Origin of the sequence: Dactylosporangium vinaceum, assembly GCF_019904175.1 — a bacterium.
GTDB classification, from domain to species: Bacteria; Actinomycetota; Actinomycetes; order Mycobacteriales; family Micromonosporaceae; genus Dactylosporangium; species Dactylosporangium vinaceum.
Window position 1 is genome coordinate 10,961,162 of the sequence record NZ_CP061913.1, and the last position, 16,642, is coordinate 10,977,803.

At 72.7% G+C, this 16,642-nt stretch carries 10 protein-coding genes; 2 read left to right on the forward strand and 8 right to left on the reverse strand.

What is annotated here, in order from left to right:
* Positions 1 to 6: 6 nt before the first annotated feature.
* The 8 genes from Dvina_RS49270 to ppc all read right to left on the reverse strand — a co-directional run bounded on the left by Dvina_RS49270 (position 7) and on the right by ppc (position 12,021).
* Positions 7 to 753 carry a methyltransferase domain-containing protein gene (locus Dvina_RS49270; protein ID WP_223098898.1) on the reverse strand — a complete coding sequence of 249 codons (747 nt, stop codon included), beginning with the start codon at positions 751 to 753 and terminating at the stop codon, positions 7 to 9.
* Positions 750 to 2,258 carry a lipopolysaccharide biosynthesis protein gene (locus Dvina_RS49275; RefSeq protein WP_223098900.1) on the reverse strand — a complete coding sequence of 503 codons (1,509 nt, stop codon included), beginning with the start codon at positions 2,256 to 2,258 and terminating at the stop codon, positions 750 to 752. Before Dvina_RS49275 ends, Dvina_RS49270 begins: the two co-directional genes overlap by 4 nt.
* Positions 2,255 to 3,127, reverse strand: a complete 873-nt coding sequence (locus tag Dvina_RS49280) for a sulfotransferase domain-containing protein (RefSeq protein ID WP_223098902.1) — start codon at positions 3,125 to 3,127, stop codon at positions 2,255 to 2,257. Before Dvina_RS49280 ends, Dvina_RS49275 begins: the two co-directional genes overlap by 4 nt.
* A gap of 2 nt (positions 3,128 to 3,129) precedes the next feature.
* Positions 3,130 to 4,338: a hypothetical protein gene (locus Dvina_RS49285; protein WP_223098905.1), complete on the reverse strand. Its 1,209-nt coding sequence runs from the start codon at positions 4,336 to 4,338 to the stop codon at positions 3,130 to 3,132.
* The gene (locus tag Dvina_RS49290; RefSeq protein ID WP_223098908.1) at positions 4,335 to 5,720 is read right to left on the reverse strand and encodes an O-antigen ligase family protein; all 1,386 of its coding nucleotides are present in this window, start codon (positions 5,718 to 5,720) and stop codon (positions 4,335 to 4,337) included. Before Dvina_RS49290 ends, Dvina_RS49285 begins: the two co-directional genes overlap by 4 nt.
* The gene (locus Dvina_RS49295; protein WP_223098911.1) at positions 5,717 to 7,531 is read right to left on the reverse strand and encodes a Wzz/FepE/Etk N-terminal domain-containing protein; all 1,815 of its coding nucleotides are present in this window, start codon (positions 7,529 to 7,531) and stop codon (positions 5,717 to 5,719) included. Before Dvina_RS49295 ends, Dvina_RS49290 begins: the two co-directional genes overlap by 4 nt.
* Before the next feature lie 98 nt (positions 7,532 to 7,629).
* Positions 7,630 to 9,165: an adenylyl-sulfate kinase gene (gene cysC, locus Dvina_RS49300; protein WP_223098913.1), complete on the reverse strand. Its 1,536-nt coding sequence runs from the start codon at positions 9,163 to 9,165 to the stop codon at positions 7,630 to 7,632.
* Positions 9,166 to 9,186: 21 nt separating this feature from the next.
* Positions 9,187 to 12,021 carry a phosphoenolpyruvate carboxylase gene (gene ppc / locus Dvina_RS49305; protein ID WP_223098915.1) on the reverse strand — a complete coding sequence of 945 codons (2,835 nt, stop codon included), beginning with the start codon at positions 12,019 to 12,021 and terminating at the stop codon, positions 9,187 to 9,189.
* A gap of 302 nt (positions 12,022 to 12,323) precedes the next feature.
* Here ppc and mfd point away from each other — a divergent pair, with 302 nt between their 5' ends.
* Positions 12,324 to 15,914, forward strand: coding sequence for a transcription-repair coupling factor (mfd, locus tag Dvina_RS49310; protein WP_223098917.1), 3,591 nt, complete (start codon positions 12,324 to 12,326; stop codon positions 15,912 to 15,914).
* A 32-nt stretch (positions 15,915 to 15,946) separates the two neighbouring features.
* Positions 15,947 to 16,642: a hypothetical protein gene (locus Dvina_RS49315; RefSeq protein ID WP_223098919.1), complete on the forward strand. Its 696-nt coding sequence runs from the start codon at positions 15,947 to 15,949 to the stop codon at positions 16,640 to 16,642.

Sequence of the window (16,642 nt, forward strand, 5' to 3'; positions counted from 1 at the left end):
CAACTCCTACTTGGGGATCCTCCTGGCTACATAGAGAACGTCGGTAGCCACCCCGGAGAGACGGCGTGAGCGGGTGGCGAGGTCGTCGGCCCGGCGGGCCATGGGCCGCAGCCACTCCCGGCGGTAGGCGCCGGCCGGGAACACGGCGAAGCCGCGGCGGTCGATGACCTCGAAGCCGTGCCGGGCCAGCAGCTGCTCGACCTCGGCGTGCTGCAGCTCGGCGAACCACGTGTTGCCGCGGTGCCGGCGGTGGCGCAGGTGGCGCAGCGACGAGCGGTTGCCGTGGTTCTCCACGACGAGCAGCCCCGAGTCGGCCTCCGGCAGCAGCCGGGCGGCGAACGCGATCGCTCGGTCGCGCACGTCCTTCGGGGCGTTGAGCAGCAGCCGGAACACCGTGACGAGCGCCGGCCCGTCGGTGGTGGCCGGCTCCGGCACCGGCCCGTCCTCCGCCACCTGGTGCAGCTTCGCGTAGACGCCCGCCTCCCGGGCCTTGGCGAGCATCTGCTCCGAGGTGTCGTACCCGTGCGCGGCCCGCACCACGCCGTGCAGCAGCTTGATGGCCCGCCCGGTGCCGCACGCGAAGTCGTGCTGGACCGGGCGCCGCGCCGTGAACTCCCGCCGCACCAGCCGGCGCAGGAAGGCCCGCTGCCGCCCGCTCACCGCCGTTGCGTAGGTCTCCGGCGCGTACACCACCCGCTCGTACTTGTCGACCGCCGCCTCCGACTGGAAGACCTCCGCGTAGTCCGTTCTCATCGTCCTCGCCCCCCTTGCATCAGCACTGTTCTCAAGCGCACCGCCGCGTAGCAGTACGCGACGGCACCCGCCCCCGTGGCGGCGAATTTCACGATCAATCCGGGGTGCAGCGGCCACAGCACCAGCTGCGGCACGGCGAAGCACGCGGTCGCCATGGCGGCGGCGATGAGCGTGGCCCGGCCGAAGGGGTGCAGCCCCAGCCCGCGCACGACCTGCACGAGCGGGACCAGGTTGTTCACGAGCACCGCGGCCGCGAGGCCGGTGGCCGCGCCGAACGCGCCGCTGCGGGGGATGAGCAGCGCGTCGACGCCGAGCATGACGAGCAGGGCCAGGCCGACGTTGGCCAGGTTCCACCAGGTCCGCCCGGCCATGGCCAGCACCACGTCGACCATGCCGCAGGCGGTGGCCACGAGCATCGCGGCGGCGAGGACGCGCACGACGCCGACGCCGTTCTCGTAGTGCTCGCCGAAGAGGCCCAGGTACAGCGGGGCGTAGGTGAACACGAGGATGTACAGCGGCCAGCAGCACAGCACGACCCACGCCGTCGCCTGCCGGTAGAGCAGGTTGGCGCCGTCGGTGTCGCGGACCGCCAGGCGCTCGGCCAGCCGCGGCTGGACCGACTGGGAGACGCCCTGGTTGACGAACTGGCCGAGGATGACGAACCGGCCGGCGACCGCGTACATGGCGGCGGGGGCGAGGCCGGCCAGCGCGGCGACCATGAGCACGTCGACGCGCTGGAGGGCCATCTGGGCGAAGCTGGCGACGGCCCTGGGCGTGGTGAAGTACCAGAAGCGCCTGGGCGTGAAGTCGGTCTCGTCGGACTTGTCGAGGCGCAACGTGCTTTTCAGGGATCGCATGGCATAGCCCGCGAGCAGCGCCGTCGGGATGTACGGCAGGGCCCACAGCCCGGCGAAGACCTGCTCGCCCCAGCCCGCGGCCCAGACCAGCACCAGCAGCACCAGCTGGGCGGCCGGGCGCATGACCCGGTCCAGCAGCACCGTGGGGCGCATGGAGCGCAGCCCGCGGGTGGTGGACAGCAGCACGTCGGTGAACGCGGCGGCCGGCAGGAACAGCGCGAGGGCGCGCACCAGGTCGGGCCGCCCGGGCAGCAGGTCGGCGGCGAACCAGAGCCCGGCGGTGATGCACAGCGCGGCCACCGCGACCGGGGCCATCGCGATGCGCAGGCACTCGCCGAACCGGGACAGGTCGCCGACCGCGCGCATCCGGGCCGGCCAGTACACAAGCGACGTCTGCACGCCGAGCTTGGCCACCGTCACGCCCAGGCCGAACGTGGCCGTGGCGGCGAAGAACGCGCCGGCCGCGTGCGGGTCGAGGGCGCGCGCGGCCAGCCAGGTGACGCCGACGCCGGCCAGGCCGGTGCAGACGGTGCCGGCCAGGTTGGCGATGCCGCCGCGGGCCGCACCGCGCAGCATCCCGCCGGGCGACTCGGCCGTGGGCCGCTCGAGCGTCCGCAGCCCGCCCGAGCCGGACCACGTGGTGGTCACTGCCGCATCCAGGAGGGCTTGTACCCCAGGAAGTTCGCCAGCCGCTCGTCGTAGGGGGCGTAGTGCGCGGCCAGCTGCTGGGCGATCGAGTCGTCGAGGCGGTTGCGGGGCCGGGCGTTGTGCCTGTCGAAGAGCGGGTAGGAGTTGACGTGCGGCAGGCCGAGGAACTCCACCACGGCGTCGTAGACCGGCTCGGGCCGCTCGAAGAACTCGCTGCTGTCGATGACGTGGATGCGGTCGCGGCCGAGCAGGCGGGCCATCGGCTCGATGTACTCGATGTACTCCCCGCGGGCCCGGTAGGCATGGTGCTGGTGGGCGAAGCTGTAGGCGAACGGGTCGGCCAGCAGCTTGTCCCGCTGCCCGTCCAGCCGCTCCTGCTCCAGCTCCAGGGCCCGGGCGAACTCGACCTCGGGCTCGAAGCCGCGGGCGACCTCGTGGGCGTGCTGGGAGTAGGCCCGCTCGACCGGGTCGCGCACGAGCACCACGAGGCGGACGCCGGGCAGGTCGGCGGCGATGCGGGCCAGGGCGTGCGGGTGGTACATGTAGTACGGGCTCGACTCGAACGTCTGGGCGGGCACGCCGAACTCGGCCCGGACCCGTTCGGCCCGGCGCTGCAGGGGGAAGTGCCCGCGGTACCAGCGAAGGCCGTGGTGGTATCCGACGTCGAAGTAGTGCACTCCCTTGTGCAGCACCGCCTTGATGACCGCGGGGTGCGCGGCGAGCGCGCGGTAGAGCGAGGTCGTGCCGCACCGCTGCCCGCCGCAGATGAGGAACTGCGGCAGCATCCGCCGCCCGGCCGTGAGCTGGCCGTAGTTGCGGGATCCGAAGTGGACGATGCGCTTCATCGTCTCGGGTACCTGCACGGGCATGGTTACAGCGCCTCCACTCGCGCGACGAGGACGGGCAGCAGCCAGCTGCCGAGGACGCCCAGCCGGGCGCCGGCCTCCGCCTGCCGGTCGGTGACGTACCGGGTGGCCAGGTCGATGAGGTACAGCAGGGCGGTCACGTCGACCGCCTGCCGCCCGGCCACGCCGAAGGGCAGCAGCAGGTCGGGCGCGGCCGCGACGAGCTCGTTGACGGCGTCGCCGGCCGAGGGCGCGCGGGCGATGCCCAGCTGCAGCGCGTGGTGCAGCCCGTCGTAGCCGACCGGGACGCCGGGGGTGAACCGCTCCCAGTCCCAGACCAGCACCGAGCCCTCGACGGTGGCCATGTTCCACGGCGACCAGTCGCCGTGCCAGGAGCCGAAGCGCAGCTCGACGTCGCCGGCGGCGCGGGCGACGCGCTCCGCGGCGGTGCGCAGGGCGGCCCCCTCCGCATGCCCCTCGACCGCGTCGAGGCGCGCGCGCAGCCGGTTCCAGTAGCCGCTGCCGTTGAGGCGCCCCTGGCCGGTACCGCAGCAGCGCGCGACCTCGAGCATGGCCGCGGCCAGTCGCGAGGCCGGCATGGCCACGCGGGGCTGCCACACGGGGAGCGCGGACTGCACCAGCACCTCGTGCTCGCCCCACTGCCCGGCGTGCAGCACCGATGGCACCTGGATCTGGGTCAGGCCCGCGGCCCCGACCGCGGCGAGCGCGTCGGCCTCGGCCCGCACGAGCCGGCGGGTCAGCGCCGCGGTCCCGAGCTTCGCGAAGGCGAGGGTGCGCCCGGCCCCGTCGAGCAGCTGCAGCACCGGCTTGCGGTTGGCCCGTGCGGGTCCGATGTGGACACTGAGCCGCAGCCCGGCGCCGAGGTGGCGGGCCAGGTAGGCGTCGATGCTGTCGGCACCGGGCCGGACCGTCAGGCGGTCGCGCAGCAGCATCCCGGACGCGCCGGTGCGCAGCGCGGCCACGACGGCGTCCCGCTTCAGCCGGGCCAGACGCGACTGCGGTTCGGCGTAACGGCGCACGGCTCCGGCGGCGACGCGGCGGTCGTCGGCCGGGACCAGGAGCCGGGGCTTGCGGGCGTTGGGTATCACCAGGTACTCGGTGGCGGTGGGCCCGGAGCCGGGGTACAGCACGCTCAGGACTTCCTCGATGTACCTGGCGCGCAGCTGCTCGTCGTCCACCTGCAATGCGGCCGGCGCGGTCTTGATCGGACTCATGGCTGGCTGAAACCCCTCTGCTGGTTGCGCCACAGGACGGCATACGCCAGGAACGTCAGGGCCAGCGGGGTGACCAGGCTGTTGTACCAGAGCATGGCCGCGAAGCTGGACACGAGCGCGGCGCCTCCGGCGAGCCCGATCGGGCTGGTGTCGCGCCGGAACCGCCACAGGCCGGCCAGGAAGAAGCCGAGGTAGGACAGGGTGCCGAGCAGCCCGTGCGCGTAGAGCAGCTGCCAGAGCTGGCCGTTGCCGCCGATGGTGAAGTTGCCGCAGCGCTCGCAGTCGGCGCTCTCTCCGACGGCTATCGAGTTGCGCCCGCCGATGGTGCTGCGGGTGGAGCCGAAGCCGATGAGCGGCGACTCCTGCATGCCGGTGACGGCTTTCACGGTGGTGTACATCCGCACGCCGTTGGACTTGCCGTTGTCGACCCGCGCGTTCACGACGTCGCCGAGCGGGGTCACGGCCAGGGCCACGGCCAGCCCGACCGCGACGACGGCGATGAGGCCGAGCGCGGCGAGGCGGCCCTTGAGCGCGAGGCGGACGGCCACGTAGAACGCCATCACGCCGAGGCCGATCCACAGGCCGCGGTTGAGCGAGTAGACGATCGGGACGACTGACACGAGCAGCGTCGCCGCCGCGAAGATCTTCGTGCGCCGCTTGCGGGCCAGCCAGAAGCCGGCCACCGCGAGCCAGCCCACCAGGAGGCAGACGTTGTTGCCCCAGGTGTTGGTGTATCCCCACGGCGCACCCGGCCGCGGCGTCTCCCCGCCGAGCAGGTTCATGATCTGCGCCGCCGTCGGGTGCATCATCGACTGCACGAACCCGTCGTTGCGCACGTGCTTGGGCAGCAGCAGCTCGAACGGTGCGGTGAACTCGAAGCGCGGCGCGAGCATGCCGAGCACACCGCCGGCGACGGTGACCACGAACAGCCAGCTGAGCAGCCGGACCAGGCGCTCCTGGGTGAGCGCGCGGCGCTCGACGTTGCCGGCGTAGACGAGCAGCACGGTGAGGGCCGCGTAGCCGCCCAGGCGGAACGCGTAGGACACGAAGCGGCTGTGCCACGTGCCGGGGACGGTCCCGGCCGGGTCGGCGCCGAGCGTGAACAGCCCGAAGCCGACGACGGCCAGGAACAGCAGCCAGAGCATGAAGGCCGGCGGCAGCTTGACGACGTGCCCGGCCGCGCGGTGGCGGATCAGCGACCACAGCATGGGGACAGCGGCCAGGAAGAAGATCAGGACGCCGAGGCCCAGGGCCCACCACAGCGGGTACAGCAGCAGGATGCCGGTGATGGGCCAGGCGTTGAGCCGGTGGACCCGGCGGCGGACGGAGGGCGGCGCGCCGAGTGCCGGCTCGGCGGAGGGGTGGCTGGTCAGCATGGTCATCGGCGCTTGTCGGCACCGTTCTCACTGGGGGCCTCGGCCGGGATGCGCGTGACCGAGATCGTGGCGCGGGCCGGCCGGCTCGGCGGCGGCACGGTCTTCGTCTTGTTGACCGGCGGCGTCTGGGGGGTGCTGCGGATGCGCTTGGGCTCTTCTTCCTTCTCCGGCTCCTTCGCCGGGATCTTCTCGATCACCGCGGTCATGTCGTCGGCCATCGTCGGCAGAGCCGGGGCGGCGGCTTGATCGTCGGAGGCCCGCGGCGCGGCGAGCTTCGGCAGCACCACCGCGCCGAGCAGCGGGGTGCCGACCCGGCGCAGCTGATCGGCGGCGTCGGCGATCTCGGTGTTGCGGGTCCGGCGCAGCTCGACCGCGACGATCGCGGCGTCGGCCAGCGCGGCCAGGCTCTGGGCGTCGGCGCTGGTGGCCGTCGAGGGCGCCTCGACCACCACGTAGGCGGCCCGCTCCCGCAGCGTGGCGAGCGTGTCGCGCAGGGCCTGCGACTGCAGCAGCCCGCCGGCGCTGGCGGTGCCGCCGGTGGTCACGACGCTGAGGTTGGGGTGGCGGGGCGCGCGCTGGGTGGCGCTGCTGAGCGAGAAACGGCCGGCCAGGACGTCGGAGAGGCCGGGGACCGCACGCACGCCGAGCATCCGGTTCACCGAGGCGGTGTCGACCATGCTGTCGGGTAGGTGGGCGCAGACGAGTACGGTCTCGGCGCCGGTGCGGGCGAACGCGGCGGCGAGGTTGGCCGCGACGACCGTCGACGCGGCACCCCGGCTCGCCCCGGCGACGACCACGACCTGGCCGGCGAGCGCGACCCGGGCGTCACCGCCGGCCGGGGCCGGGATGCTGGCCAGGACCTCGTTGCGCAGCCGGTTGAAGATCCGCCCGCCCGCGCCGAACGGCGCGAAGACGTCGTCGAGGCGCGGCTTGACCCGGCCGGGTACCGCCGCGAGCACGCCCATGTCGACCCGGCGGGGCAGGTCGGAGGGGCGGCGCACGCGCTGGTCGAGCCGCTCGCGCAGCATCGCCGCGCCGACGCCGAACAGCAGGCCGACCATGGCGCCGCTGGCCAGGTTGAGCAGCCGGTTGGGCTTGACCGGGGTGCTCGGCAGGTCGGCGTCCCGGGTGATCTTGCCCGCGCTGACCGTCGTGGTGAGCAGCTGGTTGAGCTGGCCCGCCAGGGTGTTGATCTGCGCGGTGGCGGTGCTGCGCTGGCTCTCCAGGTTGGGCCGGTTGGGGTCGGTCTGCTTGAGCACCGCGAGCTTGGTGTTGATCTGGGTCAGCCCGGCGTTGAGCTGGTTGATCTTGTCGTTGAGGATGGCGATGCGCCCGGCCACGTCGGCCTTGGCGGACTCCTCGCGGTTGCGCAGGTACGCCTCGGCGAACGCGTGCGAGCCGGCTTGGGCCTGCCCGGCGGTGCTGGCCGAGAACGTGATGACCAGGAAGGTCGTGTTCGGCGGCACCTCCACCCGCACGCTGGCGGCGAGCGTGTCCGGTGGGACCGTCGAGCGCATCAGGGCCGCGGCGTCGGTGGCGACGGTGGTGCTGGCGACCAGCTGTGCCTCGTTGTCGAGGTTGATGTCGCCCTTGGTGCGCCCGGAGGTGGAGTTCGCGTCCTGGCCGTTGCCGATCGGCGAGACGAGCACGGAGGTCGACGACTCGTACACCTTGGTCTGCAGGCTGGTGAACTGCATCGCGCCGGCCACCCCGACCAGGACGAGCACCAGCACCAGCCACCAGTGGCGCCGGGCCATGCCGAGGAGATCGACGCCGGAGGAGTCGGGTTCGGCGGTGTGCAGGCGGTTGGCGTCCATTGAGCGGCGGCCCCTTCGGCGTCAAGGTTCTCCAGCCCTTAACGCCGTCACCGCACACTTCGTAGTGGGCGATTCGCCCTATTCACCCGTCCGTCTCGTCAGGGGATCGGCCGGGGGTCGAGCCAGCCGTTGCTCCCGAGGTAGCGCAGGACCGTCGTGACCGCCTCGCCCTGGGAGCGGTCGGTGGTGTCGATGGTGAGCTCCGCGTCGAGCGGCTCCTCGTACGGGTCGTCGATGCCCGTCATGCCCTTGATGATCCCGGCCCGGGCCTTCGCGTAGAGCCCCTTGCGGTCGCGGCGCTCGCACTCGGCCAGCGGCGTCGACACGTGCACCAGCACGAACCCGGCCCCGGCGTTGTGCGCGAACTGGCGGGCGGCCGCGCGGGCGTCCCGGTAGGGGGCGATCGGGCAGCAGATGGCCACCCCGCCGTGCCGGGCGGCCTCGGCCGCGACCCAGCCGATGCGCCTGACGTTGGTGTCGCGGTCCTCGGCGGAGAAGCCCAGCCCGGCCGAGAGGTGGCGGCGCACGATGTCGCCGTCGAGGAGGGTGACGGTGCGCTCGCCGGTCTCCAGCAGGACGTCGGCCAGGCCGGTGGCCATGGTGGACTTGCCGCTGCCGGACAGGCCCGTGAAGAACACCACCAGGCCGCGCTGCCGGCGGGGCGGGCGGGCCCGGGCCAGCTCCCGGGCGACCGCGGGCGGGGTGTGCCACTCGGGCAGGATCGTGCCGCGGTCCAGGTGATCGTCGATCTCGGCGAAGGTCAGCGGCAGGCGCCGGTGCCGGGGCGGGATGTCGTCCAGGGAGCGCCACTGGCCGTCCCGTCCGTCATAAGCCAGCTCCCGTGGTACCAGCACACGCAGGCCGCCACCGGAAAGCATCGACTCGCTGGAGGCGAGCAGGTGCGTGACCCCGTAGGACGCGGCGACCCGGGTCCGCAGCATCGCGTCGCGGATGTCGTCGCCGTCATGGTGCGGCAGGGGCAGGGCCACGATCGTCGAGGCCGGCATCCGGTCGCGGGCCGCCAGGACGCAGCGCACGAGCGCCTCCGGGGCGAGGCCGTCGGGGCCGGGGCCGTCGACCGGGATCAGCACCACCAGGTGGGCGGCGAGCGTCCGGGCCGCCCGCGCGATCTGGGCCAGCTGCGGGCGGTGCAGCGGCCGGTCGGCGATCACCCCGAGAATCCGCCCGGCCGGCAGCGAGCCGCGGACCTCGGCCGGGGTCCGGCGCATCCGGCGGAACGCGCCGTGCCCGCCGTCGCCGAGCCGGCGCACCCGCCCGGCCACGCCCATCGTCGTCTTGCGGGCCGGGTACACCTCGGTCGTGTCGAGCGCCGCGACCGGTGCGCCCTCCAGGTCGGCCAGGATCAGCACCCGTTTGCGCGGGTCGGCCACGTCGAGCTGCTCCGCGACGGGGCGGGGCAGCTCCAGCGTCACCGGGACCGGCCAGGCGGTGCCGTCGGCGAGCCGCCCGGTCCGGCGCAGCGCGATCAGGTCGGCCGAGCCGAGGAAGCCGGTCAGGGGCGCGTACGCCCCTGACACCAGCAGCTCCAGGTCGGCGAGCTCGGACGGTTTGGGCGTGTAGGTAGGAGCGTCGCGTAGTACGTCATCCGGCAACGCAAATCCATCTACAGACACCCCGCAAGACTGCCATAGGCCTCAGCCGGTGTTGCGCATGCCCGCCGCGATCCCGTTGATGGTCGTCAACAGCGCCCGCTCCAGGGCCGGGTCCGGCGACGAGCGGCGGCCGGTCGGCCAGTTGCCGCTGTCCGCCGACTTGCTGGCCCGGTACTGGTCGAGCAGCGACACCTGCAGGTGGTGCAGCGGCAGCAGGTAGCTGTCGCGGACCCCGAGCGTGCGCTGGAGCACCGGCTGGCGGTCGAGCAGCGCCGCCTCGCCGGTGATCGCCAGGACCTCGGCGACCGTCTGCTCGTACTCCGCGCGGATCACGTCGAAGACCGGCTGCAGCGGCTCGGGCACGAGCGTCCCGACGTAGCGCCCGGCGATCTCCAGGTCGGTCTTGGCCAGCATCATCTCCACGTTGGACAGGAACGTCGCGAAGAAGTGCCACTTCTCGTGCATCTCCCGCAGCACGTCGCCCAGGCCGGCCTCGCGGGCCGCCTTGAGGCCGCTGCCGACGCCGAACCAGCCGGGCACGATCTGCCGCGACTGCGTCCAGCCGAACACCCACGGGATCGCCCGCAGCCCGGACAGGCCCGCGTCGGCGTTGGGGCGCTTGGCCGGCCGCGAGCCGATGTTGAGCGCGCCCAGCAGCTCGGTGGGGGTGGCCGCCCAGAAGTACGCCGGCAGGTCGGGGTTCTCGACAAGGGCCCGGTAGTTGGCGAAGGCCGCCGTCGACACCGTCTCCATCGCCGAGTCCCAGCGGGCCAGGGCCTCGGCCGGCTGGCGCGGCTCGGTGTGCAGCAGCGCGCTCTGCAGGACCGCGGCCAGCGTCAGCTCGAGGTTTTCCCGGGCCAGGGCCGGCAGCGTGTACTTGTCGGAGATGACCTCGCCCTGCTCGGTCACCTTGATCGCGCCGTCGAGCGTGCCCCACGGCTGGGCCAGGATCGCCTCGTGCGTCGGGCCACCGCCGCGGCCGACGGTGCCGCCCCGGCCGTGGAACAGCCGCAGCCGCACCCCGTGCCGGGCCGCGACGTCGCGCAGCTGGCGCTGGGCCTTGTGGATCATCCACTGCGAGGTCGTGATGCCGGCGTCCTTGTTGGAGTCGGAGTAGCCGAGCATCACCTCCTGGACGTCTCCGCGGGCGCGCACGATCGCGCGGTACACCGGGATGGACAGCAGCTCATCGAGCAGCTCACCGGCCATCTCCAGCTCACGGGCCTGCTCGAGCAGCGGCGCGAACCCGACCCGGGCCCGGGCCGACTCGATGGAGGCGCCGCCGAAGCCGGCCCCGGCGCTCACCTCGACAAGGCCCCATTCGCGGGCCAGGACCACGGCGGCGAGCACGTCGTCGATGCCCGTGGTCATGGAGATGATGTACGTCTCGACGACCTCGGGCCCGAAGCGCTCCTGCACCTCGCGGATGGCCGCGAACACCTCGAACGTCTTGCGCGCGGTGTCGGTCAGCCCGGTGTCGCGGGTCGCGAGCGGGCGGCGGCCGTTGAGCTCGTCGGTGAGCAGCTGCTGGCGGGCGTCGCGGCTCAGCGCCGGGTAGTCGACCTCGCCGACCCGCTTGTACAGCTGGGCCAGCACGTCGTGGTGCGCGTCGGCGTGCTCCCGGACGTCGAGCGTCGCCAGCTGGAGGCCGAACGCCGACAGCGTGCGGATCGCCGAGGCGAGCTTGCCGGTCGCGGCCAGCTGACCGCCGTTGCGGGCCAGCGACGCGCGCATGAGCTCCAGGTCGGCGATGAGCTCACCGGTGCCGAGGTAGTCCCGGCCCGGCTTGTGCGGGGTGCCGGTGGCCAGGCGGGCCCGGGTGTGGCCGAGCTTCAGGCGGATGCAGCGCAGCTTGAGGCGGTAGGACTCCTCCATGTTGACCCGGCGGTAGCGGGCCGGCAGCTCCGGGAGGTTGTCGAGGTCGGCGGCGAGGCTTGCCGACAGGTCCAGGGAGACGCCGCGCAGGCGCTTGGACACCGAGATCTCGTCGATGAGCGTGTCGATCACGCCCTCGGCCATCCGGATGCCGTACTCGTGCTGGATCAGCAGCACGTCGCGGGTCACGGCCGGGGTGACGAACGGGTTGCCGTCGCGATCGCCGCCGATCCACGAGCCGAAGCTCAGCGGGCGGGCCGTCGGCGGCAGCTGTACCCCGAGATCGCGCAGCGTGTCGTAGAGGTCGTCGAGCACCTGCGGGGCGGCGCCCTCGGCGAGGTCGGCCAGGTAGTAGACCGCGTTGCGGGCCTCGTCGCTGGGCTCGGGCCGCTCCAGGCGCAGCTCGTCGGTCTGCCACAGCAGGTCGAGCAGCTCGGCCAGGCGCCGGTCGGTGCGGGCGGTGCGGGTCTTGTCCGGCTCCAGCGAGCCGTCGAGCGCGGTGGCCAGGGCCTCGGCGTCGAGCTCGTCGCCGACGGCGCGCAGCTTCGTCAGGATCGAGCGGCGGGCGGCCTCGGTCGGGTGCGCGGTGAACACCGGGCGCACCGCCAGCTTCGAGGCGATCGAGCCGATCTCGCGCACGCCCACGCCGCGGTCGGCGATCAGCTTCGCCGCGCGCTCCAGCCAGCCGCCCTCGCGGACCCGGATCCGGCGCAGCTCGCGCGCCCGGTGGACCTGCTCGGTGATGTTGGCCAGGTGGAAGTAGGTCGAGAAGGCCCGGGCCAGCTGGGTGCCCGTGACCACATCGAGGCCGTGCAGGCGCTCGGCGGCCGCCTCCGGGTCGGTGCGCACCGTCGCCCGGACCTCTTCGACGAGGTCGAGCAGCTGCTGGCCGTCCTGGCGGACCAGGCTCTGGCCGAGCAGCGAACCGAGGCGGCGGATGTCGGCGCGCAGGGCTGCGTCGGCGGCGTCCGCGCGCGACTGTTCGAGGGCGTCGGCAGACATGTGTCCCCTCCAAGGTGTTCGGCTCGGCTGGGGGACGGCGCTGTCCGGTATTTCACTGTTTTTATCCCTGTCGTACCCGGGCATCGTATCGGCTCCGTCTTCCCGCCGTGCTGTTCCGGTGAGCCACGTCTCGGTTTCTTGTCGTGTTCGGCCGATCGCGTTTTTGTCATACCCTCCGGCTACTCTTGAGTCTGCATCGACCACCCCCGCCCGCTCCGGGCGCCGGGGTTGTTTGCCGTGCGTCTTCGTTCTTCCTGAGACAGTGCGTTTCGTTGTTCCTGAGACATTGGGCGGAAATCACCATGAAGCTCGCAGGACTCTCCGCCGCCGCGCTCGCCGACCCCGCCCTCACCCGGGCCCGTGACCTCGCCCGCTCCGGCCACAGCGACCAGGTCGACCTGACCGGGCCGCCGGCCGTGCGGGCCTTCGTCGCCGCCACCATCGCCGCCGAGCGGCCCGTGCTGGCCGTGACCGCCACCGGCCGCGAGGCCGAGGACCTGGCCGCCGCCCTCGCGTGCCTGCTGGAGCCGGAGTCCGTGGCCGTGTACCCGTCGTGGGAGACCCTCCCCCACGAGCGGCTCTCCCCGCGCTCGGACACCGTCGGCCGGCGGCTGTCGGTGCTGCGCCGCCTGGCCCACCCGACAGCCGACGCGCCCCGGCCGCGGGTCGTTGTCGCCCCGGTCCGCTCGGTCCTCCAACCCCAGCTCAAGGGCCTCGGCGACCTGGAGCCGATCGAGCTGCACCCCGGCGGCTCGGCCGACCTCGACGCGCTCACGCAGCGCCTGGCCGAGCTGGCCTACGCCCGGGTCGACCTGGTCACCAAGCGCGGCGAGTTCGCGGTCCGCGGCGGCATCCTCGACGTCTTCCCGCCGACCGAGGAGCACCCGCTGCGGGTCGAGTTCTGGGGTGACGAGGTCGAGGAGATCCGCTCCTTCGCCGTCGCCGACCAGCGCACGATCGAGAAGGTCGAGCGGCTGTGGGCCCCGCCGTGCCGGGAACTGCTGCTCACCGACCAGGTCCGGGAGCGGGCCGCGGCCCTGTCCACCGACCACCCGCAGCTGGCCGAGATGCTCGACAAGCTCGCCGGCGGCATCCCCGTCGAGGGCATGGAGTCGCTGGCCCCGGCCCTGCTCGGCGGCACCGACTCCCTCGAGCTCGTCCTGCACTGCATGCCCGAGGGCACCCACGTGCTGCTGTGCGACCCGGAGCGGATCCGGACCCGGGCCCACGACCTGGTCCGGACCAGCGACGAGTTCCTGGAGGCCAGCTGGGCCGCGGCCGCGGTGGGCGGGAAGGCCCCGATCGACCTCGGCGCGGCGGCGTTCCGCCACCTGGGCGATGTCCGGGCGGCCGCCGCCTCGCTGGGCCAGCCGTGGTGGTCGCTGAGCCCGTTCGCCGCCACGCTCGATTCGGCCGCTCCCGACGAGCCCTGGCGTCTCGGCGAAGACGCCGTCGTCGCCGTCTCCGATGATGCTGTGGCCATAACGCTCTCGGCTCAGGCCGTGCCGCTGTACCACGGCGAGACGGCCCGGGTGGTCGACGATCTCAAGCGGCTGACCTGCGACGGCTGGCGGGTCGCGCTGGTGTTCGAGGGCACCGGACCGGCCCAGCGCGCCGCCGAGGTGCTGCGCGGCTCCGACCTCGGCGTCAACGTCGTCGACCGGATCGACGCGCCCCCGGCGACGGGCGTCGTCACCGTCACCACCGGATCGCTCGAGCTCGGGTTCCTCGACGAGGGGGCCCGGCTCGCGGTCATCACCGGCACCGACATCTCCGGCGGCCGCGGCGCGTCCACCAAGGACATGCGCAAGATGCCCAGTCGGCGGCGCAACCAGATCGACCCGCTGGAGCTGCGGGCCGGCGACTACGTCGTGCACGAGCAGCACGGCATCGGCCGCTACGTGGAGATGGTCCAGCGGACGGTGAACGGGGCCGACCGGGAGTACCTCGTCCTGGAATACGCCGCGACCAAGCGCGGCCAGCCCGGTGACCGGCTCTTCGTCCCCACCGACCAGCTCGACCAGCTCTCCCGCTATGTCGGCGGCGAGGCCCCCACCCTGCACAAGATGGGCGGCTCCGAGTGGCAGAAGGCGAAGTCGCGGGCCCGTAAGGCGGTGCGGGAGATCGCCGCGCAGCTGATCCAGCTGTATGCGGTACGACAGAATTCGCAGGGTCATGCTTTCGGGCCGGACACCCCGTGGCAGCGGGAGCTCGAGGACGCGTTCCCCTATCAGGAGACGCCCGACCAGCTCGCCGCGATCGAGGAGGTCAAGGGCGACATGGAGAAGTCGGTCCCGATGGACCGGCTGATCTGCGGCGACGTCGGCTACGGCAAGACCGAGATCGCGGTGCGGGCGGCGTTCAAGGCGGTGCAGGACGGCAAGCAGGTCGCCGTGCTCGTGCCGACCACGCTGCTGGCCCAGCAGCACTTCAACACGTTCTCCGAGCGCGTCTCGCAGTTCCCGGTCGAGGTCCGGCAGCTGTCGCGGTTCCAGACGCCCACCGAGACCAGGCTGACGATGGAGAAGGTCACCGACGGCACCGTCGACATCGTCATCGGCACCCACCGCCTCCTGCAGACCGCGACCCGGTTCAAGCAGCTCGGCCTGGTGATCGTCGACGAGGAGCAGCGCTTCGGCGTCGAGCACAAGGAGTTCCTCAAGCAGCTGCGCGCGTCGGTCGACGTCCTCACCATGTCGGCCACCCCGATCCCGCGCACGCTGGAGATGGCGATCACCGGCATCCGCGAGATGTCGACGATCGCCACCCCGCCCGAGGAGCGCCACCCGGTCCTCACGTTCGTCGGCGCCCAGGACGACAAGCAGGTCTCCGCGGCCATCCACCGCGAGCTGCTCCGCGACGGCCAGGTCTTCTACCTGCACAACCGGGTCGAGTCGATCGAGCGGGCGGCCCGGCGGCTGCGGGAGCTGGTGCCCGAGGCCCGGATCGCCGTCGCGCACGGCCAGATGACCGAGGACGCCCTCGAGAAGATCATGGTGGGGTTCTGGGAGAAGGAGTACGACGTCCTCGTCTGCACCACCATCGTCGAGAGCGGCATCGACATCCCCAACGCCAACACCCTGATCGTCGAGCGGGCCGACCTGCTGGGCCTGGCCCAGCTGCACCAGATCCGGGGCCGGGTCGGCCGCGGCCGCGAGCGCGCCTACGCCTACTTCCTGTACCCGCCCGACAAGCCGCTCACCGAGCACGCCCACGAGCGGCTGGCCACGATCGCGCAGCACACCGAGCTGGGCGCGGGCATGTATGTGGCGATGAAGGACCTCGAGATCCGCGGGGCCGGCAACCTCCTCGGCGGCGAGCAGTCCGGCCACATCGAGGGCGTCGGCTTCGACCTCTACGTGCGCATGGTCGGCGAGGCGGTCCAGCAGTTCAAGGGCGAGCGGCCCGAGGAGGACGAGCCCGACGTCAAGATCGACCTGCCGGTCGACGCGCACCTCCCGCTGGAGTACATCGGGGCCGAGCGCCTCCGCCTGGAGATCTACCGCAAGATCGCCGGGGCCAAGGACGACGCCGCCCTCGACGAGATCGTGGCCGAGATGAAGGACCGCTACGGCGAGCCGCCGGAGCCGGTCGCCAACCTGCTGGCCGTGGCCCGCTTCCGCTTCCTGGCCCGCGCTTACGGCCTGACCGACGTGTCGCTGCAGGGCAAGCACGTCCGCTTCGGCCCGCTGCCGCTGCCCGACTCGAAGCAGATGCGCCTGAAGCGGCTGTACCCGGAGTCGGTGTACAAGGCCGCGGCGGACACGGTCTCGCTGCCCCGCCCGTCGACCCGCCGGGTCGGGGGCGAGCCCATGCGTGACACGCAGTTGCTGGACTGGGCGGCGGAGCTGCTGCGGACCGTTCTGGGTGACCCCGTCGCGGCGAAGCCGTGATTCGGGCGACGGCCGTGAGATCGTTGCGCACTATGGGTGCTCGTCGTCTCGCGGCCGTCTTTGCCCTGACCGTCGCCGCCGGTTCCGCACTGGCGGGTTGCCGCTCCCAGCCGGACGTCGCCGTGTATCTGGGTGATCGGACGGTCTCCACGGCCGAGGTCGACCGGATCGTCAAGGACGTCAACGCCGAGGCCGACCGCCGCATCGCCGACTGGGGCCGCAAGCGCGCCGCCGACCCCAACCTCCTACCGCCGCCGATCGTCCACACGACCGGGGACGAGGTCGTCTCCCTCATCGTCCTGGCCGACGCCGGGCAGCGGATCATCGCCGAGCGCGGCCTCGGCACCCGCACCGCGCCGGCCGACACGATTGCGGAGACCTTCGGCCTGCCGCCGACCGACACGTACGTGCAGCTGTGGACGCGGTACCTCACCGGCCTGCAGTCAGTGGCCGCCGCCGAGCTGGCCCGCCCCCTGACCGACGACGAGGCCGACCGCCTCTTCGAAGCCGGCGCCGCCGACCCCGACGCCGACTACGACGAGGCCGTCCACACCTTCAAGACCAACATCAACCTGGGCCCGCTCTTCGGTGCGCAACGCCGCTTCGGCGACGTGCTCGACGCGGGGACCATCGCCGTCAACCCGCAGTACGGCCCGGTGGTCATGCCCGTGGTCATGGAGGGCCGCCACCTTGCCGTAGACTTCCCGGAGCACTTCGAGGAGGGCTGA

Bases quoted from the DNA above. Each gene is read 5' to 3' on its own strand.
- Dvina_RS49295 (WP_223098911.1), bottom strand. From the start codon at position 7,531: ATGGACGCCAACCGCCTGCACACCGCCGAACCCGACTCCTCCGGCGTC.
- ppc (WP_223098915.1), bottom strand. From the start codon at position 12,021: ATGTCTGCCGACGCCCTCGAACAGTCGCGCGCGGACGCCGCCGACGCA.
- Dvina_RS49315 (WP_223098919.1), top strand. From the start codon at position 15,947: ATGGGTGCTCGTCGTCTCGCGGCCGTCTTTGCCCTGACCGTCGCCGCC.
- Dvina_RS49280 (WP_223098902.1), bottom strand. From the start codon at position 3,127: ATGCCCGTGCAGGTACCCGAGACGATGAAGCGCATCGTCCACTTCGGA.
- Dvina_RS49290 (WP_223098908.1), bottom strand. From the start codon at position 5,720: ATGACCATGCTGACCAGCCACCCCTCCGCCGAGCCGGCACTCGGCGCG.
- Dvina_RS49270 (WP_223098898.1), bottom strand. From the start codon at position 753: ATGAGAACGGACTACGCGGAGGTCTTCCAGTCGGAGGCGGCGGTCGAC.
- Dvina_RS49285 (WP_223098905.1), bottom strand. From the start codon at position 4,338: ATGAGTCCGATCAAGACCGCGCCGGCCGCATTGCAGGTGGACGACGAG.
- mfd (WP_223098917.1), top strand. From the start codon at position 12,324: ATGAAGCTCGCAGGACTCTCCGCCGCCGCGCTCGCCGACCCCGCCCTC.